Raw genomic sequence first — 17,764 nt, forward strand, 5'->3', positions numbered from 1 at the left:
AGGTGATGTGCAGGTGGTGAGAATACTGGGCCCCGGCTCAGCAGCGCATCACTGGCGTGCTGCGCTGCGTCCGGGGCGCGAGACAGTGGCTTTACGCCACCGCTTCCTTGGACTTTTCCGCGCGCTTGCGCTCGTTCGGGTCGAGGTGCTTCTTGCGCAGGCGGATCGACTTCGGGGTGATCTCCACCAGCTCGTCGTCCTCGATATAGGCGAGCGCCTTTTCCAAGGTCATCCGGATCGGCGGGGTCAGGCGCACAGCCTCGTCCTTCGAGGTCGTGCGGATGTTGGTGAGCTGCTTGCCCTTGAGCACGTTGATCTCGAGATCGTTGTCGCGGGTATGTTCGCCGACGATCATGCCCTTGTAGACCTTCCAGCCGGGCTCGATCATCATCGGGCCGCGGTCTTCCAGCTTGAACATGGCATAGGCGACTGCGTCGCCCTGGTCGTTGGAGATCAGCACGCCGTTGCGGCGGCCCTGGATCGGGCCCTTGTAGGGCAGGTAGTTGTGGAACAGACGATTCATGATCGCCGTGCCCTTGGTATCGGTCATCAGCTCGCCCTGGTAGCCGATCAGGCCGCGGGTCGGCGCGTAGAACACCAGACGCAGGCGGTTGCCGCCGGACGGCCTCATCTCGATCAGCTCGGATTTGCGCTCGCTCATCTTCTGCACGACGACGCCGGAATGCTCCTCGTCGACGTCGATCACGACTTCCTCGATCGGCTCCAGCGTGGCGCCGGTCGCTTCGTCCTTCTGGAACACGACGCGCGGGCGCGACACGGAGAGCTCAAAGCCCTCGCGGCGCATGGTCTCGATCAGGATCGCGAGCTGCAATTCGCCGCGACCCGATACTTCCATCGCGTCCTTGTCCTGGGACTCGACCACGCGCAGCGCGACGTTGCCCTCGGCCTCGCGCAACAGGCGATCGCGGATCAGGCGGCTGGTGACCTTGTCGCCTTCGGTGCCGGCGAGCGGCGAGTTGTTGACGATGAACGACATCGATACGGTCGGCGGATCGATCGGCTGCGCCTGCAGCGGGATCTCGACGGACGGATCGCAGAACGTGTCGGCCACGGTGCCCTTGGGCAGTCCGGCGATGGCGACAATGTCGCCAGCTTCGGCAATATCGACCGGCTGGCGCTCGAGGCCGCGGAACGCCAGGATCTTGCTGATCCGGCCGGTTTCCACCAGCTTGCCGTCACGTGACAGCACTTTCACGGCCTGGTTCGGCTTAACCGTGCCGGATGTGATGCGGCCGGTGATGATGCGGCCGAGATAGGGGTTGGCCTCGAGAATGGTGCCGAGCAGCCGGAACGGACCTTCCTCGACCACCGGCGGCGCCACATGCTTGAGCACGAGATCGAACAGCGGCTTCATGCCCACGTCATGGGATGCGTCCGGCGAGTCAGCCATCCAGCCGTTCTTGCCCGAGCCGTAGAGAATCGGGAAGTCGAGCTGCTCGTCGGTGGCGTCCAGCGCCGCGAACAGGTCGAACACCTCGTTGACGACTTCGGAGATGCGGGCGTCAGGACGATCGACCTTGTTGATGGCGACGATCGGCTTCAGGCCGAGCTTGAGCGCCTTGCCGACCACGAATTTGGTCTGCGGCATCGGGCCTTCAGCGGCGTCGACCAGCACGATCACGCCGTCGACCATCGACAGGATACGCTCGACCTCACCGCCGAAGTCGGCGTGGCCGGGGGTGTCGACGATGTTGATCTGGGTGTCTTCCCAATGCACCGAGGTGCATTTGGCCAGAATGGTGATGCCGCGCTCGCGTTCCAGATCGTTGGAATCCATCGCGCGCTCGACCTGGCGCTGGTTGTCGCGATAGGTGCCGGACTGCTGCAGCAGCTTGTCGACCAGAGTGGTCTTGCCGTGGTCGACGTGGGCGATGATGGCGATGTTGCGAAGGTTCATGGGTGAGCTTCTTTGCGGTCGGACAATGGGTTAAGCGCGATCTCGCCGGTCAAGCCGGGACCTTATTTCGAAACAACGCTGGAAGACTGGAAACGGGGGCTTTCCGCCCAAAAAGGAAGCCCGGCCATATCGACCGGGCACCCTATGCGTTGCGGCGCAATATAGGCAAAAACCGCCAAAAAACAATGTGTTCTTTGGGCCTTGGTTGACTGAATTTTGTCCGGGAATCCCCGGGACTTAGCTCAAATCCCGCACCAAACCGGCCCTTTAGCCGGGAACGGGGCCCGATCAGCCCTGTGCTGAGCTGGGGCTGGTCTCTTCGGTCGGGTAGACCCCACGCAGCACCTCCTCGAAATGCAGCTTCACGGCGTCGTTGCAGAGGCAGGCGCGCTGGCGCAGGCCATCGTGGTTGCGGACCAGGATCGAGCCGCGCCGCGTGTCCAGCACACCCTCGGCCTTGAACGATTGCAGCACGCGGCTCGCATAGCTGCGGCCGACGCCGAGCAAAGTCGCGAGCTGCTCATGCGTCAGCGGCACGCTGCTCTCGTCACCGGTGCGCTCCATCGCCGCCAGGATCCACTTCGCCGTGCGCTGCTCGATCGAGTGGATGGCGTTGCAGGCGGTGGACTGGAAGATCTGCGCCAGCATGCAGTCCGCGTAGCGGGCGAAGATGTTGCGCAGCGAGGCCGAGCGAAGCTTTGCCGCTTCCAGCTTGGCGACGTTGACGCGCGCAAACGGGCCGCCGAACTTCACGCAGATGCGGGTGTAGGCCGGCAGAAATCCCTCGCTGACGATTCCGCCCACCGCCCCTTCGCGGCCGACCAGAATGGTCTCGACGTCGCGGCCGTCTTCATTGGGAACGAGGAAGGTCGCGAGCGCCGGTCCGCAGGGAAAGTGCACGACCTGGACATCGTCGCCGGGACTGTAGAGCAGCTCGTTGGCCGCGGCGTCGTCCACGATGACGTGGGGCGCGAGCAGCGCGTAGTCCGCCGGGTTCAAACGTCGCAGCAGATTGTTGGCCGGCCGGCTGTCGACCTCGGTTGTCTTGCTGGTGCGCACGTCCATCGTAAATCCCCTGCTCTCCTCTCGACACTAACGAGGTCCGTTCGTCCGCTGTGTGTACAAGTGGACAGACGGCCCAACTGTTGTGTGGTGAGTTTCGTTCCGGGAACCCTCCGATGCGCTGGGCGCAGGCGTCAGGATGAGGCTGTCCTGATCGGAAAATGATGCAGACCTCGATAGCCAGGATCATGATACCTGCTTCCCCGGACGGCTTGGCCGATGTCCCCGCCGATGTCCTCATCGTCGAGGACGATCCGATCATTGCGATCGATTTCGAGGATCGCCTGCTCGGATTTGGCGTGGCGAGCGTGCGCACCGTGGGATCGGTGGCGCAGGCGCTGGCCGCGATCGCGGCGCGTGCGCCTGATTTCGCGCTGCTCGACGTCGAGCTTGGCCGCGAGAAGAGCTTCGCCGTCGCCGAGCGGCTGACGGCCGCGCAAATTCCCTTCGTCTTCGTGACCGGCTACGGCGCCGAGACCAGCATCCCGGCCGCGTTCAAGGCGCGGCCGCGGCTGCAGAAGCCTTGCTCGTCCGACGCCCTGGAGACCGCGCTCCGCACGCGCGGAGCGTGATCGGCCGTTGCTAGCGGCTGAGCTCCCTCGAGCGTCAGGCAGGCTTCGGATCGAGTGTGGTCGACCACAGCGCGACGTCGGCGCGGTCGCGCAGCGTCACCGTCATCTGGCCGGAGGCGCCGTCGATCTTGACGTGGCCGAAGAACTGCATGCCGGCGGATGGCGGCAGGTTCTGGTTGTCCCTGCCCGGCGCCTTGATGAAGCGCACCTCCGGCCCAAAGGTGTTGTCGAGCGCGTTCGGGCCGAAGGTGCCCGCATGCAGCGGGCCCGAGACGAACTCCCAGAACGGCTCGAAGTCCTGGAACTGCGCCTTGTTGGGATCGTAATAGTGCGCGGCGGCGTAGTGCACGTCCGCGGTCAGCCATACTGTATTGCTGATCGGCGCCATCTTGATGAAGCGCAGGAGGTCGGCGATCTCGAACTCGCGGCCGCGCACCGGGCCGTCGCCTTGTGCGAACGCTTCAGATCCGCCCCTCGGCGTGTCTGAGACGACGAGGCTGAGCGGCATGTCGGACGCGATCACCTTCCAGGTCGCGCGCGAGTTCAGAAGGCCGCGCTTGAGCCAGGCGATCTGGTCCGGGCCGAGGAAGTAGCTCGCGGGGCCGTAAGCGGTGTCGAGATTGGGGCCGTTCGGGCCGCGATAGCTGCGTTCGTCGAGCATGAACACATCGAGATGCGGGCCGTAGGATATCTGGCGGTAGACGCGGCCCGGCTCGTTGATGCTCTCGCGCATCGGATACATTTCGTGGAAGGCTCGGGCGCCGCGCGCCGCGAGCAGCGCGATGTCGCGCTCCTTGTAGGTCGCCGGCAGCTCCTTCGACGGCGACCAGTTGTTGGTCACCTCGTGGTCGTCCCACTGCACGAAGATCGGCACTTCGGCATTGAAGGCGCGCAGATTCTCGTCGGTGAGATTGTATTTGTGCGCGGCGCGGTACTCGTCCAGCGTCTCGGCGACCTTGGCCTTCTCCGGGATCGTGACGTTCTTCCAGATCTTGCCGTCGGCGAGCTTCACCTCGGATGCAATCGGGCCGTCGGCGTAGATCGTGTCGCCGGAGTGCAGGAAAAAATCCGGACGATGCTTGCGCATCGCGGAGAAGGTGAACATGCCGCCGTCATCCGGGTTGATGCCCCAGCCCTGTCCGGCGACGTCGCCGCCCCAGACGAAGCTGACATCGCGGCGGTCGGCGGGCGCAGTGCGGAAGCGGCCGACCACCGGCTCGCCCTCGACCGCGGTGTGCGAGAGGTCGCGGAAGCGGATTCGGTAGAAGATGTCCTGTCCGGCCGGCAGGCTGTCGATCAGCATCTTTGCGGTGAAGTCGCTCTCGGGCAGCGCGGCGATCGGCGGCAGCGCGCGGACGTCCTTGAACGACTCCGTGGTTGCCACGTCGACCAGCATCTGCGCGGGCCGGTCAGCGCGCGCCCAGACCACGCCGCCGTCGACGGTGACATCGCCCGACTGCACGCCGTGCGTCACCGCCGGCCGGTCCGCCGCACGCGACAGATAGGGCATCGCGATCGCGCCAAGCGCGCCGGCGCTGGTGGCGAGGAAGCGGCGGCGGGAGAATTTGATCTTCATGGTGGGTTGATCCGAAAACGAGGCCGCAGCAAGGCTCGTCATTCCGGGGCCCGCCGTCAGGCGCGAGCCCGGAATCCATTGGCCCTCATCTATGCTGCTCGATGGATTCCGGACTCGTGCTTCGCGCGCTCCGGAATGACAGCGGGAGCTATATTAAGACAATGTGACGCGGCGATTACGCGTTGCCGGCTGCTCTGAATTGCGGGCCTGTGCGTTGCGGGTTTTGCGGCATGGTGAACAGCACCGCCTTGCGGTCGGCAACGGCCGCGTGGAACTGATCGAGCACGATGTTGAAGGCTGTAAGCGCACCCTCTTCAATCGCGCCGTTATCGTAGCAGCGCAGCGTGTCGCGCAGGATCTCGTCGGCTTCGGTTTGCATCAGATCGAGCTCTTCGGTCGTCTCGCTCTTGCGCGCCGCCGCGATCATGTCGAACAGGCGTTCGCGCAGATGACTGTTGTTGTCGCGCTCGTCCTTCTTGAGATAGCCCGCGAACCAGGCGCCAATCGAGCCCATGGCCGAGAGCCCCATCAGGCCCCACCAGATGTAATCGCTGTATTTGTCGAGGAAGGTCTTCTCCTCGCCGTCGACGAAGGCGGCGGCGCCGGGATGCACGGGGATCACCGCATCCTTGTCGGTGTCGGGCGTCTCGATTTTCGCCGCCAGCGGGAATTCCGTCACCAGTTGATGCCGCACGGCAAAGAGCTGGCGCGTGAATGCGGCGATGGTGGTTTCGGACACGCCCTTGCGCGCCACGATGTGGTGCGAGAAGCTGATGGTCTTGACCTCGTCCTCGGGACGGTCGGGCGAGCCGCCATAGGTGCCGGCGGGAATCTCCGAGGCCTCGTAGACCGGATGGTTCTGCGCGATCGCGTCGGCGGAATCGATGGCGAGGAAGATCGGCGTGCCACCGTCTTTGGCGGAGGCCGCGATCGCATCCGACGTGATCTTGCTGTTGACGGGGCCGGCCGCGAGATAGGCGTCGGCCTTCTGGGCCTTGATCGCCTCGGCGGCCTCACTGGCCGGGAACTGGATGATCTCGACCTTGGCGGGATCGACGGCGTATTGCTGCAGGATCACCTTGAGCAGATTGACGTTGGCCTGCGTCTTGCCCACCACGCCGACGCGATGGCCGGCGAGCTGCGCGATCTTGGTGATCTTCGCGCCCTTCTTCTTGCCCTTGCCGGGTACCGACCACAGCACCACGACGTTCTTGCGCAGGGTCGCGACCGCCTGCGCATTCTTCGGCACGTCGACGTCGCCTCGCACGATGGCGAGATCGACCTTGCCTTCCGCGAGCGCCTCGGCACTGGCGTTGGCACTGTCGGTCTGGATCGGCCGCAGCCGCACGAAACTCTTGTTCTGCGTGAATGCCTGCGTCAGCGCCTGCACGACCTTGAGATCATCGCTGTTGGCCGGACCGACCGCGATCTTCAACGCAACAGGTCGCATCGCGAAATAATAACCGCCAGTGAGCGCACCGATGATGGCAAGCACCAATGCGAGAGAGACGAGCGCCGTCCGTCGCGCCGCGGATCGCGGCGACGTCGTGACGGGCGTTTCGGCCAGGTCCAATCCCCCGGTCATCGATCTCCCAAACAGGCGCTTGAGGCTCAGTTTCATCCTGGCCGGCGATTTACGCCCGCAATTGTAGCAAATTTCTTGTCCGGCGGGGTTACATCTCCGTCATGGTTAGCGGATGGACGAAATCCCGGTCGAACCCGGGCCCTACGCACGGTGTTAGGGTAAAGTTCCCCTGAAAACGGAGGCCATCATGGCAGAGCGGCTGACGACGGACGCACGCAAGCAGGCACTGGGCGCCATCCCGGGCTGGACTGACATTCAGGGCCGGGACGCCATCGGGAAAACCTTTGTCTTCAAGGATTTCAACGAGGCTTTCGGCTTCATGACCCGCGCGGCGCTGGTCGCCGAGAAGATGGACCATCACCCCGAATGGCGTAACGTCTACAAGACAGTGGAAGTGATGCTGTCGACCCATGACGCCGGCGGCGTCACCAAGCTCGATATCGAGCTCGCCCAGGCCATGAATGCCTTCGCCAAGCTGACACCAGGCTGACATCTTGCGGAGAGCGGCCGCATCCCCATGTTGTGATCAGCGCTCGCTGCGGCCATCGGCCGCGCCGGGCTGAACGGAGAGTTTTGGACCATGGCAGCCGAGCACAGCGTCGGTTTCGAGCCGGCCGATCGGCTCGCGGAAGATCGCGAGAGCGTGCGCCGCCGTTTCTGGCGCAAGCTGAAGCGCGTCGCCGCGCAACTGCCCTTCGCTGAAGATCTGCTCGCCGCCTATTACTGTGCGTTCGACCGGCAGACGCCGCGCCACGTCCAGGCGTCGCTGCTGGGCGCGATCGCCTATTTCATCCTGCCGTTCGATTTCGTCCCCGACGTGATGCCGATCCTCGGTTTCACCGATGACGCCGCCGTGCTCGCCACCGCGCTCCGCATGGTCGCCAGCCACATCACGTCGGAGCACCGCGAAGCCGCCCGCGCCGCGCTGAAGCGCGGGGTGGATGAGGGGGACTCGGGGGCAGAAGCGGCGTAGCCGCCGCTATCACTCCGCATTCCGCTGTCATTCCCCGCGAAGGCGGGGAATCCAGTACGCCGCGGCTTCTCGATTCAATCACCGCCGTCACGGAGTACTGGATCGCCCGCCCCTGTGCGCAATTGCGCACTGGGCGGGCGATGACACTGAGTGTGTGGCTGCTGCTTGCCCCAAGCTCCTCGCAATGCCGCCAGCTACTTCTTCTCCGCCTGCGCCCGCGCCTTCTCCGCGTCCCACGCCTGGAATTGCCTGAACAGCGCCTCCTTGTCCGTATCGGTCACCTTCGCGGCCGTGGGGCTCTGCTTCAAGAACGCCTCGAAGCGCTGGCGTGTCACCGGTTCGACGCCGTGCTTGTCGAGCCATTGCTGCGCCACCGGCAATCTGTTCCAGCCGGACAGCGGCGCCGAGAGCGAAACCTCCTTCCACTTGGGATGGAACGGCGGGTTCTGGAGCGCGGGGAATTTCGTGAAGAACGCGTCCACGAACAGCGCAAGCTTGCGATAGCGCTCGGTGTTCGGCGCCCAATTGTAGGCCGCCAGCACCGCGGGCACCGCGATCGTGTCGACGCTCTCGCCTTCCCTGATCAGGTTGGGATAATCCTTGGCCGTCAGCGTTGCAGGCAGGTAGTCGTTTTGGAGCGGCTTGGCATAGTCGACCTTCGCGAGATGGAAGCGGCCGTCATTGCCGAAGGTTGTGACCGATTTGTACGGCTTGCCGCCGACCACGATGACGGCGTCGATCTCGCCGGCCTTCAGCTTCTCCATCGCGATGCGCTGCTCGACATAGACGAACTTCGCCTTGATCCCGAGACGCTCGAACACGGTGAGCGCGGTGACGAAGGTGCCGCCGTTCGGCAGGTCCACGCTGACCGTCTTGCCCTCGAGGTCTTTCAGCGTCGCCACCGATTTCGGCGCGATCACCTGCATCTCTTCGTTGTAGAGCTTGGTCACGTAGGTGAACTGCCGCTTGATGTCCTTGGCAAAGCCCTTGCGCTCGAGATAGTCGAGCGTGTCGGCCCGGACGATGCCGAGATCGACGCCCTGCAGGAACAGGATGTCGGCAACGCTCTGCACCGAGCCGCGGCCGACGATCGGCAGCACTCGGATTCTGTTGCCGTCGTCGAGCACGGAGGCGAGGTCGGCGCCGAACTGCACATAGGTGCCGCCGATCGTGCCCGTGATCAGCGTGACGGTGTTGGAATTCAATGCCTGTTTGGTCGACGTCGATCCGAACTGGAAGATCGCCTTCAAACTGTCGGAGACCTTGGCCGGATCGTATTCGGTCTGCTCGGCACGCGCCGCGCAGGCGCAGATGGTCATGATGGCGGCAAGCGCCATGCTCAAAGCGTTACGCATGATGTGTCCCCTGGAGATGTCTAGTTCGAAAGCCGGGCAAGGCGCTGCTGCGCCTCCGCCGATCCGAGCGTTGCGGCCCGCTGGTACCAGTCGCGAGCGACCGACGCGTCGGCGATGATGCTCCGCGCGTCGCTGGTCCCGAGCACCGTAGGATCATAGGTCTGCGCCAGCAGCAGCGCGGCCGCTGCGTCGCTCGCGTTGGCCGCGCGTTCGAGCAGCAGGCGCGCCGCGACGATGTCGCCGACGCCGATCATGCTCCTGGCGCGCGTCATCAGCCCCGTCAGCGTGTCGGCGTCGAGCGTCCTGACAGGCGCGGGCGGTGCCGGCTGCGCTGCGACAGGCAGCGGCGCTGGTGTTGGCGCCTGGGCCTGTAGCGCAATCTGATAGGCGGTCGCGATCGCTTCGCGGCTAGGCGCCGACGGACCAGGAAGGCTCTGTGTGTCGGCGCTCGCCAGCATCGTGTTGGTGACGCGGACCGGATCCTTGATCGGGGCCTGCGTATTGGCCTGAACTGCGCCTGTCGAACGGTCGGCATAAGCGGCAACCAGGCCACGCAGGTCGGATTGAAACAGCGCGGCCAGGATCGCCGCGGCGGAGATCGCGAGCACAGCGGCAAGTAGGCGAGGGACGAGCCTGGTCCTGGAGCGTAACGCCAGTGGCTCATATTCCCGTGGGTCCGGCTCCCCCAGCGGATCGGACAGGAACAGTGGCATTGGATCGTCGGAAAGATCGGCCCGCGCGGCCTGCGCACGGATAGAGGACGCGGTGGGCGGACGTGATGCGAAATGATCGGAGTCGAACGCCCGCGACTCCCTGGACGGACGGTATGCCGTCGTCTCCATGGTGATGCTCCCCATTACTGACGCAACGCAGGGGCAGTCCCGGCTTCAGTCTTCTTGTTGTTGTCCAGAAGCGCCCCGCAAACTGGAACCGGTAAATCGCCGTCCGATTCAGCCCAAAAGACGACGGCGGTTTGCGCGAATCTGGAGATATTTGGGTTTGATTACGGCGAGGCGGCGGAATGCACCGCATTTTTGGCGGCGACGGTTGAGGGGGATTTTATCGGGCGGCAACGGTTCGGTGCGAACGAGCAAGTTGACCACGCTGCCCATTCCACAATCGGTGTCATGCCCGCGGAGGCGGGCATCCAGTACGCCGCGCCCCATCGATTGAACCACGCCGCCTCGGAGTACTGGATCGCCCGGTCAAGCCGGGCGATGACCGTTGAGTGTGTGGCGACGACGTCGCTACGTCATCCGCCGACGCATCACCTCACGGATGCAGGATCACCTTGCCCATGGCCTGGCGTCCCGCCAGCACCTTCAGTGCATCCGCCGTCTGAGCCAGCGGGAAGGTGCGGTCGACATGCGAGGAGATCTTGCCTTCCGCGGTCCACTTCACGAGCTTCTCGAGATTGGCGCGGTTCTTCTCCGGATTCTGCCGGGTCCATGCGCCCCAGAACACGCCGCGGATGTCGCAGCCCTTCAAGAGCGCGAGGTTGAGCGGCATCTTCGGAATGTCGCCGGCGGCAAAGCCGATCACGAGGAAGCGGCCCTCCCAGGCGATCGAGCGTAGCGCCTGTTCGGCATAGGCGCCACCAACCGGATCGAAGATGATGTCGACGCCCTTGCCGCCGGTGAGCTTGCGCAGGCCTTCCTTCAGATCTTCCTTGCCGTAGTTCAGCGTCAGCTCGGCGCCATGGGCTTTTGCGAATTCGAGTTTTTCGTCCGACGAGGCGCAGGCAATGACCTTCAGGCCCATCAGCTTGCCGAGCTCGCAGGCGGCAAGGCCGGTGCCGCCGGCGGCCCCGAGCACCGCGAGCGTCTCGCCGGGCTTGGGGCTGGCGCGATCTTCCAGCGCATGCAGCGCGGTGCCGTAGATGATGATGATGCCGGCCGCGCGGTCATAGTCGAGATTGTCGGGGATTTTCACGATCGACGCCGCCGGCAGTGCGATCTTCTCGCGCGCGCCGTTGTGGCCGCAGGAGGCGACGACGCGGTCGCCGACCTTCACGTCAGTGACGCCGGGGCCGATGCTCTCGATCACGCCGGCGACTTCGGCGGCCGGCGAGAACGGGAACGGCGGCTTGATCTGGTACTTGCCCTGGATCATCAGGATGTCGAAGAAGTTCAGCGCCGCCGCCTTGATCGCGATCACGGCTTCGCCGGGGCCCGCCACCGGATCCGGGATGTCAGCCAGAACGAGGTCGTCGGGCTGGCAATATTGCGAGCAGAGGATGGCTTTCATGGCGGCACCTTCTTGAGAAGTACTGGGCGTTTCGAGTGGAATTATAGTTGACCCGTTTCTGCCGGATTTAGACCCGGGCGACAATCCGGATTCTTTGCTCAAAGCGACGCGCAGGCCTATCCTCGCGTCATTGCGAGCGTAGCGAAGACTATTTCCGCGAGACGGACTCAGGATCGTTTCGCAGCGTTCGCAATGACGAAGCAAGAACAAGAAGAAGGATTCAAACGATGTTTGAAACGGGTCTGCTCAGGGACAAGCGCATTCTCGTCACCGGCGGCGGCTCGGGTCTCGGCGCGGCCATGGGAGCGCGCTTCCTCGCGCTTGGCGCCGAGCTCGTGATCTGCGGCCGCAAGCTCGATCGGCTCGAGGCCACGGCGAGCGAGATGCGCGCGCAGACAGGCGGCAAGGTCACCACCATCGCATGCGACATTCGTGACGGTGCGGCCGTCGACAACATGATGGACGCGGTCTGGCGCGAGGCGCCGCTCGATATCCTCGTCAACAATGCTGCCGCGACCTTCATCGCGCAGAGCGAACATCTCTCCTTCCGCGCCGCCGACGCGATCCTCGCGCCGACGCTGCACGGCGCGATGTACTGCACGCTCGCCGCCGGCAAGCGCTGGATCGACGGCAAGCATAACGGCGTCGTGCTCTCGATCCTCTCGACCTCGACCATCACCGGCCGCGCCTTCACCGTACCCTCGGCGATGGCGAAGTCGGCGGTGCTGGCGATGACGAAGAGCCTCGCGGTCGAGTGGGGTCCGAAGGGCATCCGCACCGTCGCGATCGCGCCGGGTCCGTTCCCGACCGCCGGCGCATCTGGCCAGCTTCGCCCGGAGGGCCGCGACGAAGGCTGGACCGCGCGTAACCCGATGGGCCGCACCGGCGAGCACGGCGAACTCGCCGACCTCGCCAGCTTCCTGGTCTCGGACCGCGCCGGCTACATCAATGGCGAGATGGTGGTGATCGACGGTGGCGCGCATTTGCGCAGTTCCGGCGCCGAGGATCTGTTGCGCTGGACCGACGTGCAATGGGCCGAGCAGCGCGCCGCGCGATCCAAAGGTTGACGAACAGGCTGACCCGCTAACTGCCTTCCCAAATTGGGCTTTCCCGACTATCCCTGCTGCGGGGACAAAGCGCGGCCGAGCCATCTTCCAGTCACAATATTGAGGGAACCACTCCAGCATGTGGCGGGTGCTGATTTTAGCTTTGATGACTGGCGTGACAGCCGTCGGAATCATCGATTCCGTGCGAGCACAGACGGCGCAGCCGGCGCCCAAAGCCGCACCGAAGGCGCCCGCGCCGGCGGCCAATACGGCAGCGAAGACCACAGCAAAACCCGAGAGCAAGCCGGCGGCTCCACCCGCGGCGGTTGCGGGCGGCGCCGAGCCGACCCTGATCGGCCAGTTCGGCACCTGGGGCGCCTATTCCGCGACGCCCAACGGCAAGAAGGTCTGCTTTGCGCTGGCCAAACCGTCGTCATCGAAGACCAACCCGCCGAATCGGCCGCGCGACCCCGCCTATGCCTTCGTGTCGACCCGGCCGTCGGAGAAGGTGAACAACGAAGTCTCGGTCATGATCGGCTACGCGCTGAAGCCGGGCTCGGAATCGTCGGTCGAGGTCGGTGGCGCTGCCTTCGCGATGTACACGCAGGGCGACGGGCTCTGGATCAAGAACGCGGCCGAGGAGGACCGGATGGTCGAAGCCATGCGCAAATCCGCCGATCTCGTGGTCAAGGGCGTCTCGGCCAAGGGCACGGAGACGACCGACACGTTTTCGCTGAAGGGTCTTGCCCAGGCGCTGGACCGGATCTCGCAGGACTGCAGGCGCTAGGGCTGCAGACGTTAAGCCTGCGGGCGGTATCACGGTCGCAATCGGCGGTTCCGGTTGCTATATAGGGCCGGTTCCACAATTTCGGTCGTCATGGCCGGGCTAAAGCGTGAAGCGCGTCTTCGCACCAGATGTCCCGGCCATCCACGTGCTAACCACGGGCGAAAAAGAACGTGGATGCCCGGGACAAGCCCGGGCATGACGAACAGCAGCAATCTCAGGCAACCCATGCAACCGACGACCGAGCCGCACAACGCAATCCTGGTGGAGAAAACTCCACTCGAAACCTATGTGCCGCCGGCCAAGCCGTCGCTGATCGGCCTGTCGCGCACCGAGCTTGCCGACCGCCTCGGCGAGATCGGCGTTGCACCTGCGCAGCGCAAGATGCGGGTGCAGCAGCTGTGGCACTGGATGTATTTCCGTGGCGCCCAGAATTTCGACGAGATGACGTCGGTCTCGAAGGGCATTCGCGCCGAGCTCGCGCAGCATTTCACGGTCGACCGTCCCGAAGTCGTGGCCGAGCAGATCTCCAACGACGGCACCCGCAAATGGCTGCTGCGGCTGCCGAGCGGCGACAATGTCCAGAAGGCGCATGAAGTCGAGTGCGTCTACATCCCCGAAACCGATCGCGGCACGCTGTGTGTGTCCTCGCAGGTCGGCTGCACGCTGAATTGCTCGTTCTGCCACACCGGCACGCAGCGCCTGGTGCGCAACCTGACGGCGGGCGAGATTGTCGGTCAGATCATGGTCGCGCGGGATCGTCTCAACGACTGGGCCGATCGCGAGGACGGCACGCGCCGCGTCACCAACATCGTGATGATGGGCATGGGCGAGCCGCTCTACAATTTCGACGCGGTGCGCGATGCGCTGCTGATCGTCGGCGACAATGAAGGCATCGGCATCTCCCGCCGCCGCATCACGTTGTCGACCTCGGGCGTGGTGCCGAACATCGTGCGCGCCGGCGAGGAGATCGGCGTCATGCTGGCGATCTCGTTGCATGCAGTGCGCGACGAATTGCGCAACGAGCTGGTGCCGCTCAATCGCAAATATCCCATCAAGGAACTGCTGCAGGCCTGCCGCGACTATCCCGGCGCCTCGAACGCCCGCCGCATCACCTTCGAATATGTGATGCTCAAGGGCGTCAACGATTCGCTCGACGATGCCAAGCTGCTGGTGAAGATGCTCAAGGGCATTCACGCCAAGATCAATCTGATTCCGTTCAATCCCTGGCCCGGCACGGCCTATGAATGCTCGGACTGGGACCAGATCGAAAAATTCTCCGAATACATCTTCAACGCCGGCTACTCCTCGCCGGTGCGCACCCCGCGCGGCCGCGACATCCTCGCCGCCTGCGGCCAGCTCAAATCGGAGACCGAAAAGCTCAGCGTCCGCGAACGCGACGCGCTGCGCGCCATGGCGATGACGGATTGACGATGCGCTCTCGCCTCCTCGTCATAGCGAGCGCAGCGAAGCAATCCAGACTATTTCCACGGCGGCAGTCTGGATTGCTTCGTCGCTACGCTCCTCGCAATGACGGCTGAATTGGCTTTCCCCGCATGTCCCTGATCGGCCGCCTCATCGTCATCTTCATCGGCTTTCTCGCCGCCTGTTTCGTCGGCGGCATGATCGTCGTCGTCGCGCTGCTGTTCCCGGAATTCGCCGATCTCGGTGCAGGCCCGGTCGATCAAGGCACGATCGACATCCTGCTCGGCTTTGGCTTCATCTTCGTCTCCGGCTTTGCGTTGGTGCCGGCGATGGTGGTCGTGGCGATCACCGAAGCGCTCTATATCCGCAGCGCGCTCGCTTATGCCGTAGGTGGCGGCGTCGTCGGGCTCGCCTGCTATCTCGGCCTCGTCCCCTTCCACTCCGATACGTTTCAGTTTGAAGGCATCGTGCGGCGTCACCTGGAGATCATGACCGGTGCCGGCATCGTCGCCGGTGTCGTCTACTGGCTGATCGCAGGCCGCAATGCCGGCGCCTGGCGCAATCCGCCGCCTGCGCGCCAGCCGCCTCCGCCGCTGCCGTCGAATTCAAGGCCGGATGCGCGGTGATTTCTTACCCTCCCCTGGAGGGGGAGGGTCGCTTCACATTGAGCGAAGCGAAATGTGAAGCGGGGTGGGGTGACGGTCTGTCCGCGTCGAACACTGCCCGAGAGGAGAAATCACCCCACCTCGCTCGCGCTCCGCGCGATCGATCTCCCCCTCCAGGGGAGGATGGGCACTTCTCCCGGGGTTTTCATCCCCTCTCCGCTCCGCTAAACCGCGTGCCATGAACCGGACTGGACTCTTCATCGCTCTGGCGCTGTGGCTTGTGATCGGCGTCGTTTTCGGCCTCTATCCCGAGCTCGATCTCAAGCTCGCCGCGCTGTTCTTCGACCCTGATACGAAGACGTTTCCGCTCAAGCTGAACGGCTGGGCGGCGTTCGCGCGTGACGCTGCGATGTGGGTCGCCTGGGCGTTCGTGCTGCCGCCGCTGATCGCGCTCGTGGTCAAGATGGTCAGGCCCGACCGGCCGTTGATGGTGTCGGGGCGCGCGATCGTGTTCCTGCTGGTGACGATCATTCTGTCGGCCGGCATCCTCACCAACCTCACCTTCAAGACCTATTGGGGCCGGCCGCGGCCGGTGGTGGTGATGCAGTTCGCCGGCGACCAGCAATTCGTGCCGTGGTGGGACCCGCGCGGCGACTGTGCACGCAACTGCTCGTTCTTCTCGGGCGAGGGCGCGACCGCGTTCTGGACGCTGGCGCCGGCCGCGCTGGCGCCGCCGGCATGGCGGCCGCTGGCCTACACCGCAGCCGTGGTGTTCGGCGCCGTCACCAGCGGGCTCCGCATGGCCTTCGGCGGGCACTTCTTCACCGACGTGTCGATCGCCGGCCTCGTCACCTTCGTCGTGATCTGGTTTGCCTACGCGCTGATCTACCGCTGGCCGCGAACCCGGTTCTCGGACGCGGCGGTCGATGCCGCCCTGACCCGGCTGAACATGCCGGCCTACCGGCTCCGCCGGCGCCTGTTCAGCCGCAAGACGGACCCAGAGTCCTCGGTTTGAGCCATTAAATGCGTGCCGAGCCCCGCGAAATTTGATATTCGCGCGGTCAAGTTCGCTCCTTGCATCAGCCTTCGAGACCCGATTGGAAGCCCCATGACCACGATCCTGAAAAGCCTGCCCAAGAGTGAGAAAGTCGGCATCGCTTTTTCCGGCGGTCTCGATACCAGCGCGGCGCTGCTCTGGATGAAGCAGAAGGGCGCGCGCTGCTACGCCTATACCGCCAATCTCGGCCAGCCTGATGAGGCCGACTACAACGAGATCCCGCGCAAGGCGATGGAGTTCGGTGCCGAGAAAGCGCGCCTCGTCGATTGCCGCATGCAGCTCGTCCACGAAGGCATCGCCGCGATCCAGTCCGGCGCCTTCCACATCTCGACCGGCGGCATCACCTATTTCAACACCACGCCGCTCGGGCGCGCGGTCACCGGCACGATGCTGGTCGCGGCGATGAAGGAAGACGGCGTCAACATCTGGGGTGACGGTTCGACCTTCAAGGGCAACGACATCGAGCGCTTCTACCGCTACGGCCTGCTCACCAATCCGGGCCTGAAGATCTACAAGCCCTGGCTCGACCAGCAGTTCATCGACGAGCTCGGCGGCCGCGCCGAGATGTCGGCCTTCATGACCGCTCAGGGCTTCGCCTACAAGATGAGCGCCGAGAAGGCGTATTCGACCGACAGCAACCTGCTCGGCGCCACGCACGAGGCGAAGGATCTCGAAAGCCTCGACAGCGGCATCAAGATCGTCAACCCGATCATGGGCGTGCCGTTCTGGCGCGACGACTGCAACGTCAAGGCCGAGAAGGTCGTGGTGCGTTTCGAGGAAGGCCAGCCCGTCGCGCTGAACGGCCAGACGTTCGCCGATCCCGTTGCGCTGTTCCTCGAAGCCAACGCCATCGGCGGCCGTCACGGCCTCGGCATGAGCGACCAGATCGAGAACCGCATCATCGAGGCCAAGAGCCGCGGCATCTATGAAGCGCCGGGCATGGCGCTGCTGCATATCGCCTATGAGCGCCTCGTCACCGGCATCCACAACGAGGACACCATCGAGCAGTACCGCATCAGCGGCATGCGCCTCGGCCGCCTGCTCTACCAGGGCCGCTGGTTCGATTCGCAGGCCCTGATGCTGCGCGAGACCGCGCAGCGCTGGGTCGCGCGCGCCGTCACCGGCGAGGTCACGCTCGAGCTGCGCCGCGGCAACGACTACTCGATCCTCAACACCGAGAGCCCGAACCTGACCTATGCGCCGGAGCGGCTCAGCATGGAAAAGGTCGAGGACGCCCCGTTCACGCCGGCCGACCGCATCGGTCAGCTCACCATGCGCAACCTCGACATCGCCGACACGCGCACCAAGCTGAAGCTCTACACCGACACCGGCCTGTTGTCGGGCAGCGAAGGCTCGCAGATCTTCCGGCTCGAGAACGACAAGGGCTGACGCTCTCGCTGTCGTAGGGTGGGCAAAGCGAAAGCGTGCCCACCATCTTTCCGCGACCGGGATAGTGGTGGGCACGGCGCTTACGCGCCTTTGCCCACCCTACGATTGCTCGTAGCCTGGATTGAGCTACGCGCTTAATGACGGTGTCATGCGCGATCGCTACGTTTCCT

Annotated in this window: 16 protein-coding genes; 9 read left to right on the forward strand and 7 right to left on the reverse strand. The window is 64.6% G+C overall.

Annotated elements, in window-relative coordinates; genetic code table 11:
- Nucleotides 1–91: 91 nt before the first annotated feature.
- Both typA and F8237_RS15905 read right to left on the reverse strand, forming a co-directional pair.
- Nucleotides 92–1,918 carry a translational GTPase TypA gene (gene typA, locus F8237_RS15900; protein WP_151646040.1) on the reverse strand — a complete coding sequence of 609 codons (1,827 nt, stop codon included), beginning with the start codon at nt 1,916–1,918 and terminating at the stop codon, nt 92–94.
- 288 nt (nt 1,919–2,206) lie between these two features.
- On the reverse strand, nt 2,207–2,983 hold the full coding sequence (locus tag F8237_RS15905; protein WP_151646042.1) for a Crp/Fnr family transcriptional regulator: 777 nt from the start codon (nt 2,981–2,983) through the stop codon (nt 2,207–2,209).
- A 185-nt stretch (nt 2,984–3,168) separates the two neighbouring features.
- On the opposite strand from F8237_RS15905, the gene F8237_RS15910 reads away from it, so the two are divergent.
- A complete protein-coding gene (locus F8237_RS15910) occupies nt 3,169–3,552 on the forward strand; it encodes a response regulator (protein WP_374761612.1) in 384 nt (127 codons plus the stop codon).
- Between the two features lie 34 nt (nt 3,553–3,586).
- Here the strand turns inward: F8237_RS15910 and F8237_RS15915 are convergent, their stop codons facing one another.
- The gene (locus tag F8237_RS15915) at nt 3,587–5,128 is read right to left on the reverse strand and encodes an alkaline phosphatase D family protein (RefSeq protein ID WP_162006070.1); all 1,542 of its coding nucleotides are present in this window, start codon (nt 5,126–5,128) and stop codon (nt 3,587–3,589) included.
- A 175-nt stretch (nt 5,129–5,303) separates the two neighbouring features.
- On the reverse strand, nt 5,304–6,749 hold the full coding sequence (locus F8237_RS15920) for a TAXI family TRAP transporter solute-binding subunit (RefSeq protein WP_151646048.1): 1,446 nt from the start codon (nt 6,747–6,749) through the stop codon (nt 5,304–5,306).
- 151 nt (nt 6,750–6,900) lie between these two features.
- Between F8237_RS15920 and F8237_RS15925 the strand changes: the two genes are divergently transcribed.
- Entirely contained in the window at nt 6,901–7,203 is a 303-nt protein-coding gene (locus tag F8237_RS15925) for a 4a-hydroxytetrahydrobiopterin dehydratase (protein WP_151646050.1), read from the forward strand.
- A 90-nt stretch (nt 7,204–7,293) separates the two neighbouring features.
- A complete protein-coding gene (locus tag F8237_RS15930; protein WP_151646052.1) occupies nt 7,294–7,686 on the forward strand; it encodes a YkvA family protein in 393 nt (130 codons plus the stop codon).
- 194 nt (nt 7,687–7,880) lie between these two features.
- Here F8237_RS15930 and F8237_RS15940 read toward each other — a convergent pair whose 3' ends face one another.
- From F8237_RS15940 to F8237_RS15950, 3 genes are all read right to left on the reverse strand, one after another.
- A complete protein-coding gene (locus tag F8237_RS15940; RefSeq protein ID WP_151646056.1) occupies nt 7,881–9,041 on the reverse strand; it encodes a TAXI family TRAP transporter solute-binding subunit in 1,161 nt (386 codons plus the stop codon).
- Between the two features lie 20 nt (nt 9,042–9,061).
- A complete protein-coding gene (locus F8237_RS15945; protein ID WP_151646058.1) occupies nt 9,062–9,883 on the reverse strand; it encodes a hypothetical protein in 822 nt (273 codons plus the stop codon).
- 430 nt (nt 9,884–10,313) lie between these two features.
- The gene (locus F8237_RS15950) at nt 10,314–11,288 is read right to left on the reverse strand and encodes an NADPH:quinone oxidoreductase family protein (protein WP_151646060.1); all 975 of its coding nucleotides are present in this window, start codon (nt 11,286–11,288) and stop codon (nt 10,314–10,316) included.
- 227 nt (nt 11,289–11,515) lie between these two features.
- Between F8237_RS15950 and F8237_RS15955 the strand changes: the two genes are divergently transcribed.
- The 6 genes from F8237_RS15955 (at nt 11,516) to argG (ending at nt 17,594) form a co-directional block, all read left to right on the forward strand.
- The gene (locus tag F8237_RS15955; protein WP_151646062.1) at nt 11,516–12,355 is read left to right on the forward strand and encodes an SDR family oxidoreductase; all 840 of its coding nucleotides are present in this window, start codon (nt 11,516–11,518) and stop codon (nt 12,353–12,355) included.
- 118 nt (nt 12,356–12,473) lie between these two features.
- Nucleotides 12,474–13,121 (forward strand): invasion associated locus B family protein, encoded by a 648-nt coding sequence (locus tag F8237_RS15960; RefSeq protein ID WP_151646064.1) that lies wholly within the window; start codon nt 12,474–12,476, stop codon nt 13,119–13,121.
- A gap of 225 nt (nt 13,122–13,346) precedes the next feature.
- Nucleotides 13,347–14,549: a dual-specificity RNA methyltransferase RlmN gene (gene rlmN / locus F8237_RS15965; RefSeq protein ID WP_151650564.1), complete on the forward strand. Its 1,203-nt coding sequence runs from the start codon at nt 13,347–13,349 to the stop codon at nt 14,547–14,549.
- Between the two features lie 125 nt (nt 14,550–14,674).
- A complete protein-coding gene (locus tag F8237_RS15970) occupies nt 14,675–15,169 on the forward strand; it encodes a hypothetical protein (protein WP_151646066.1) in 495 nt (164 codons plus the stop codon).
- Nucleotides 15,170–15,386: 217 nt separating this feature from the next.
- Complete coding sequence (locus tag F8237_RS15975) at nt 15,387–16,163, forward strand: phosphatase PAP2 family protein (protein WP_151646068.1); 777 nt, start codon at nt 15,387–15,389, stop codon at nt 16,161–16,163.
- Between the two features lie 93 nt (nt 16,164–16,256).
- Entirely contained in the window at nt 16,257–17,594 is a 1,338-nt protein-coding gene (gene argG / locus F8237_RS15980) for an argininosuccinate synthase (RefSeq protein WP_151646070.1), read from the forward strand.
- Nucleotides 17,595–17,764 lie beyond the last annotated feature (170 nt).

The organism is Bradyrhizobium betae, assembly GCF_008932115.1.
GTDB classification, from domain to species: Bacteria; Pseudomonadota; Alphaproteobacteria; order Rhizobiales; family Xanthobacteraceae; genus Bradyrhizobium; species Bradyrhizobium betae.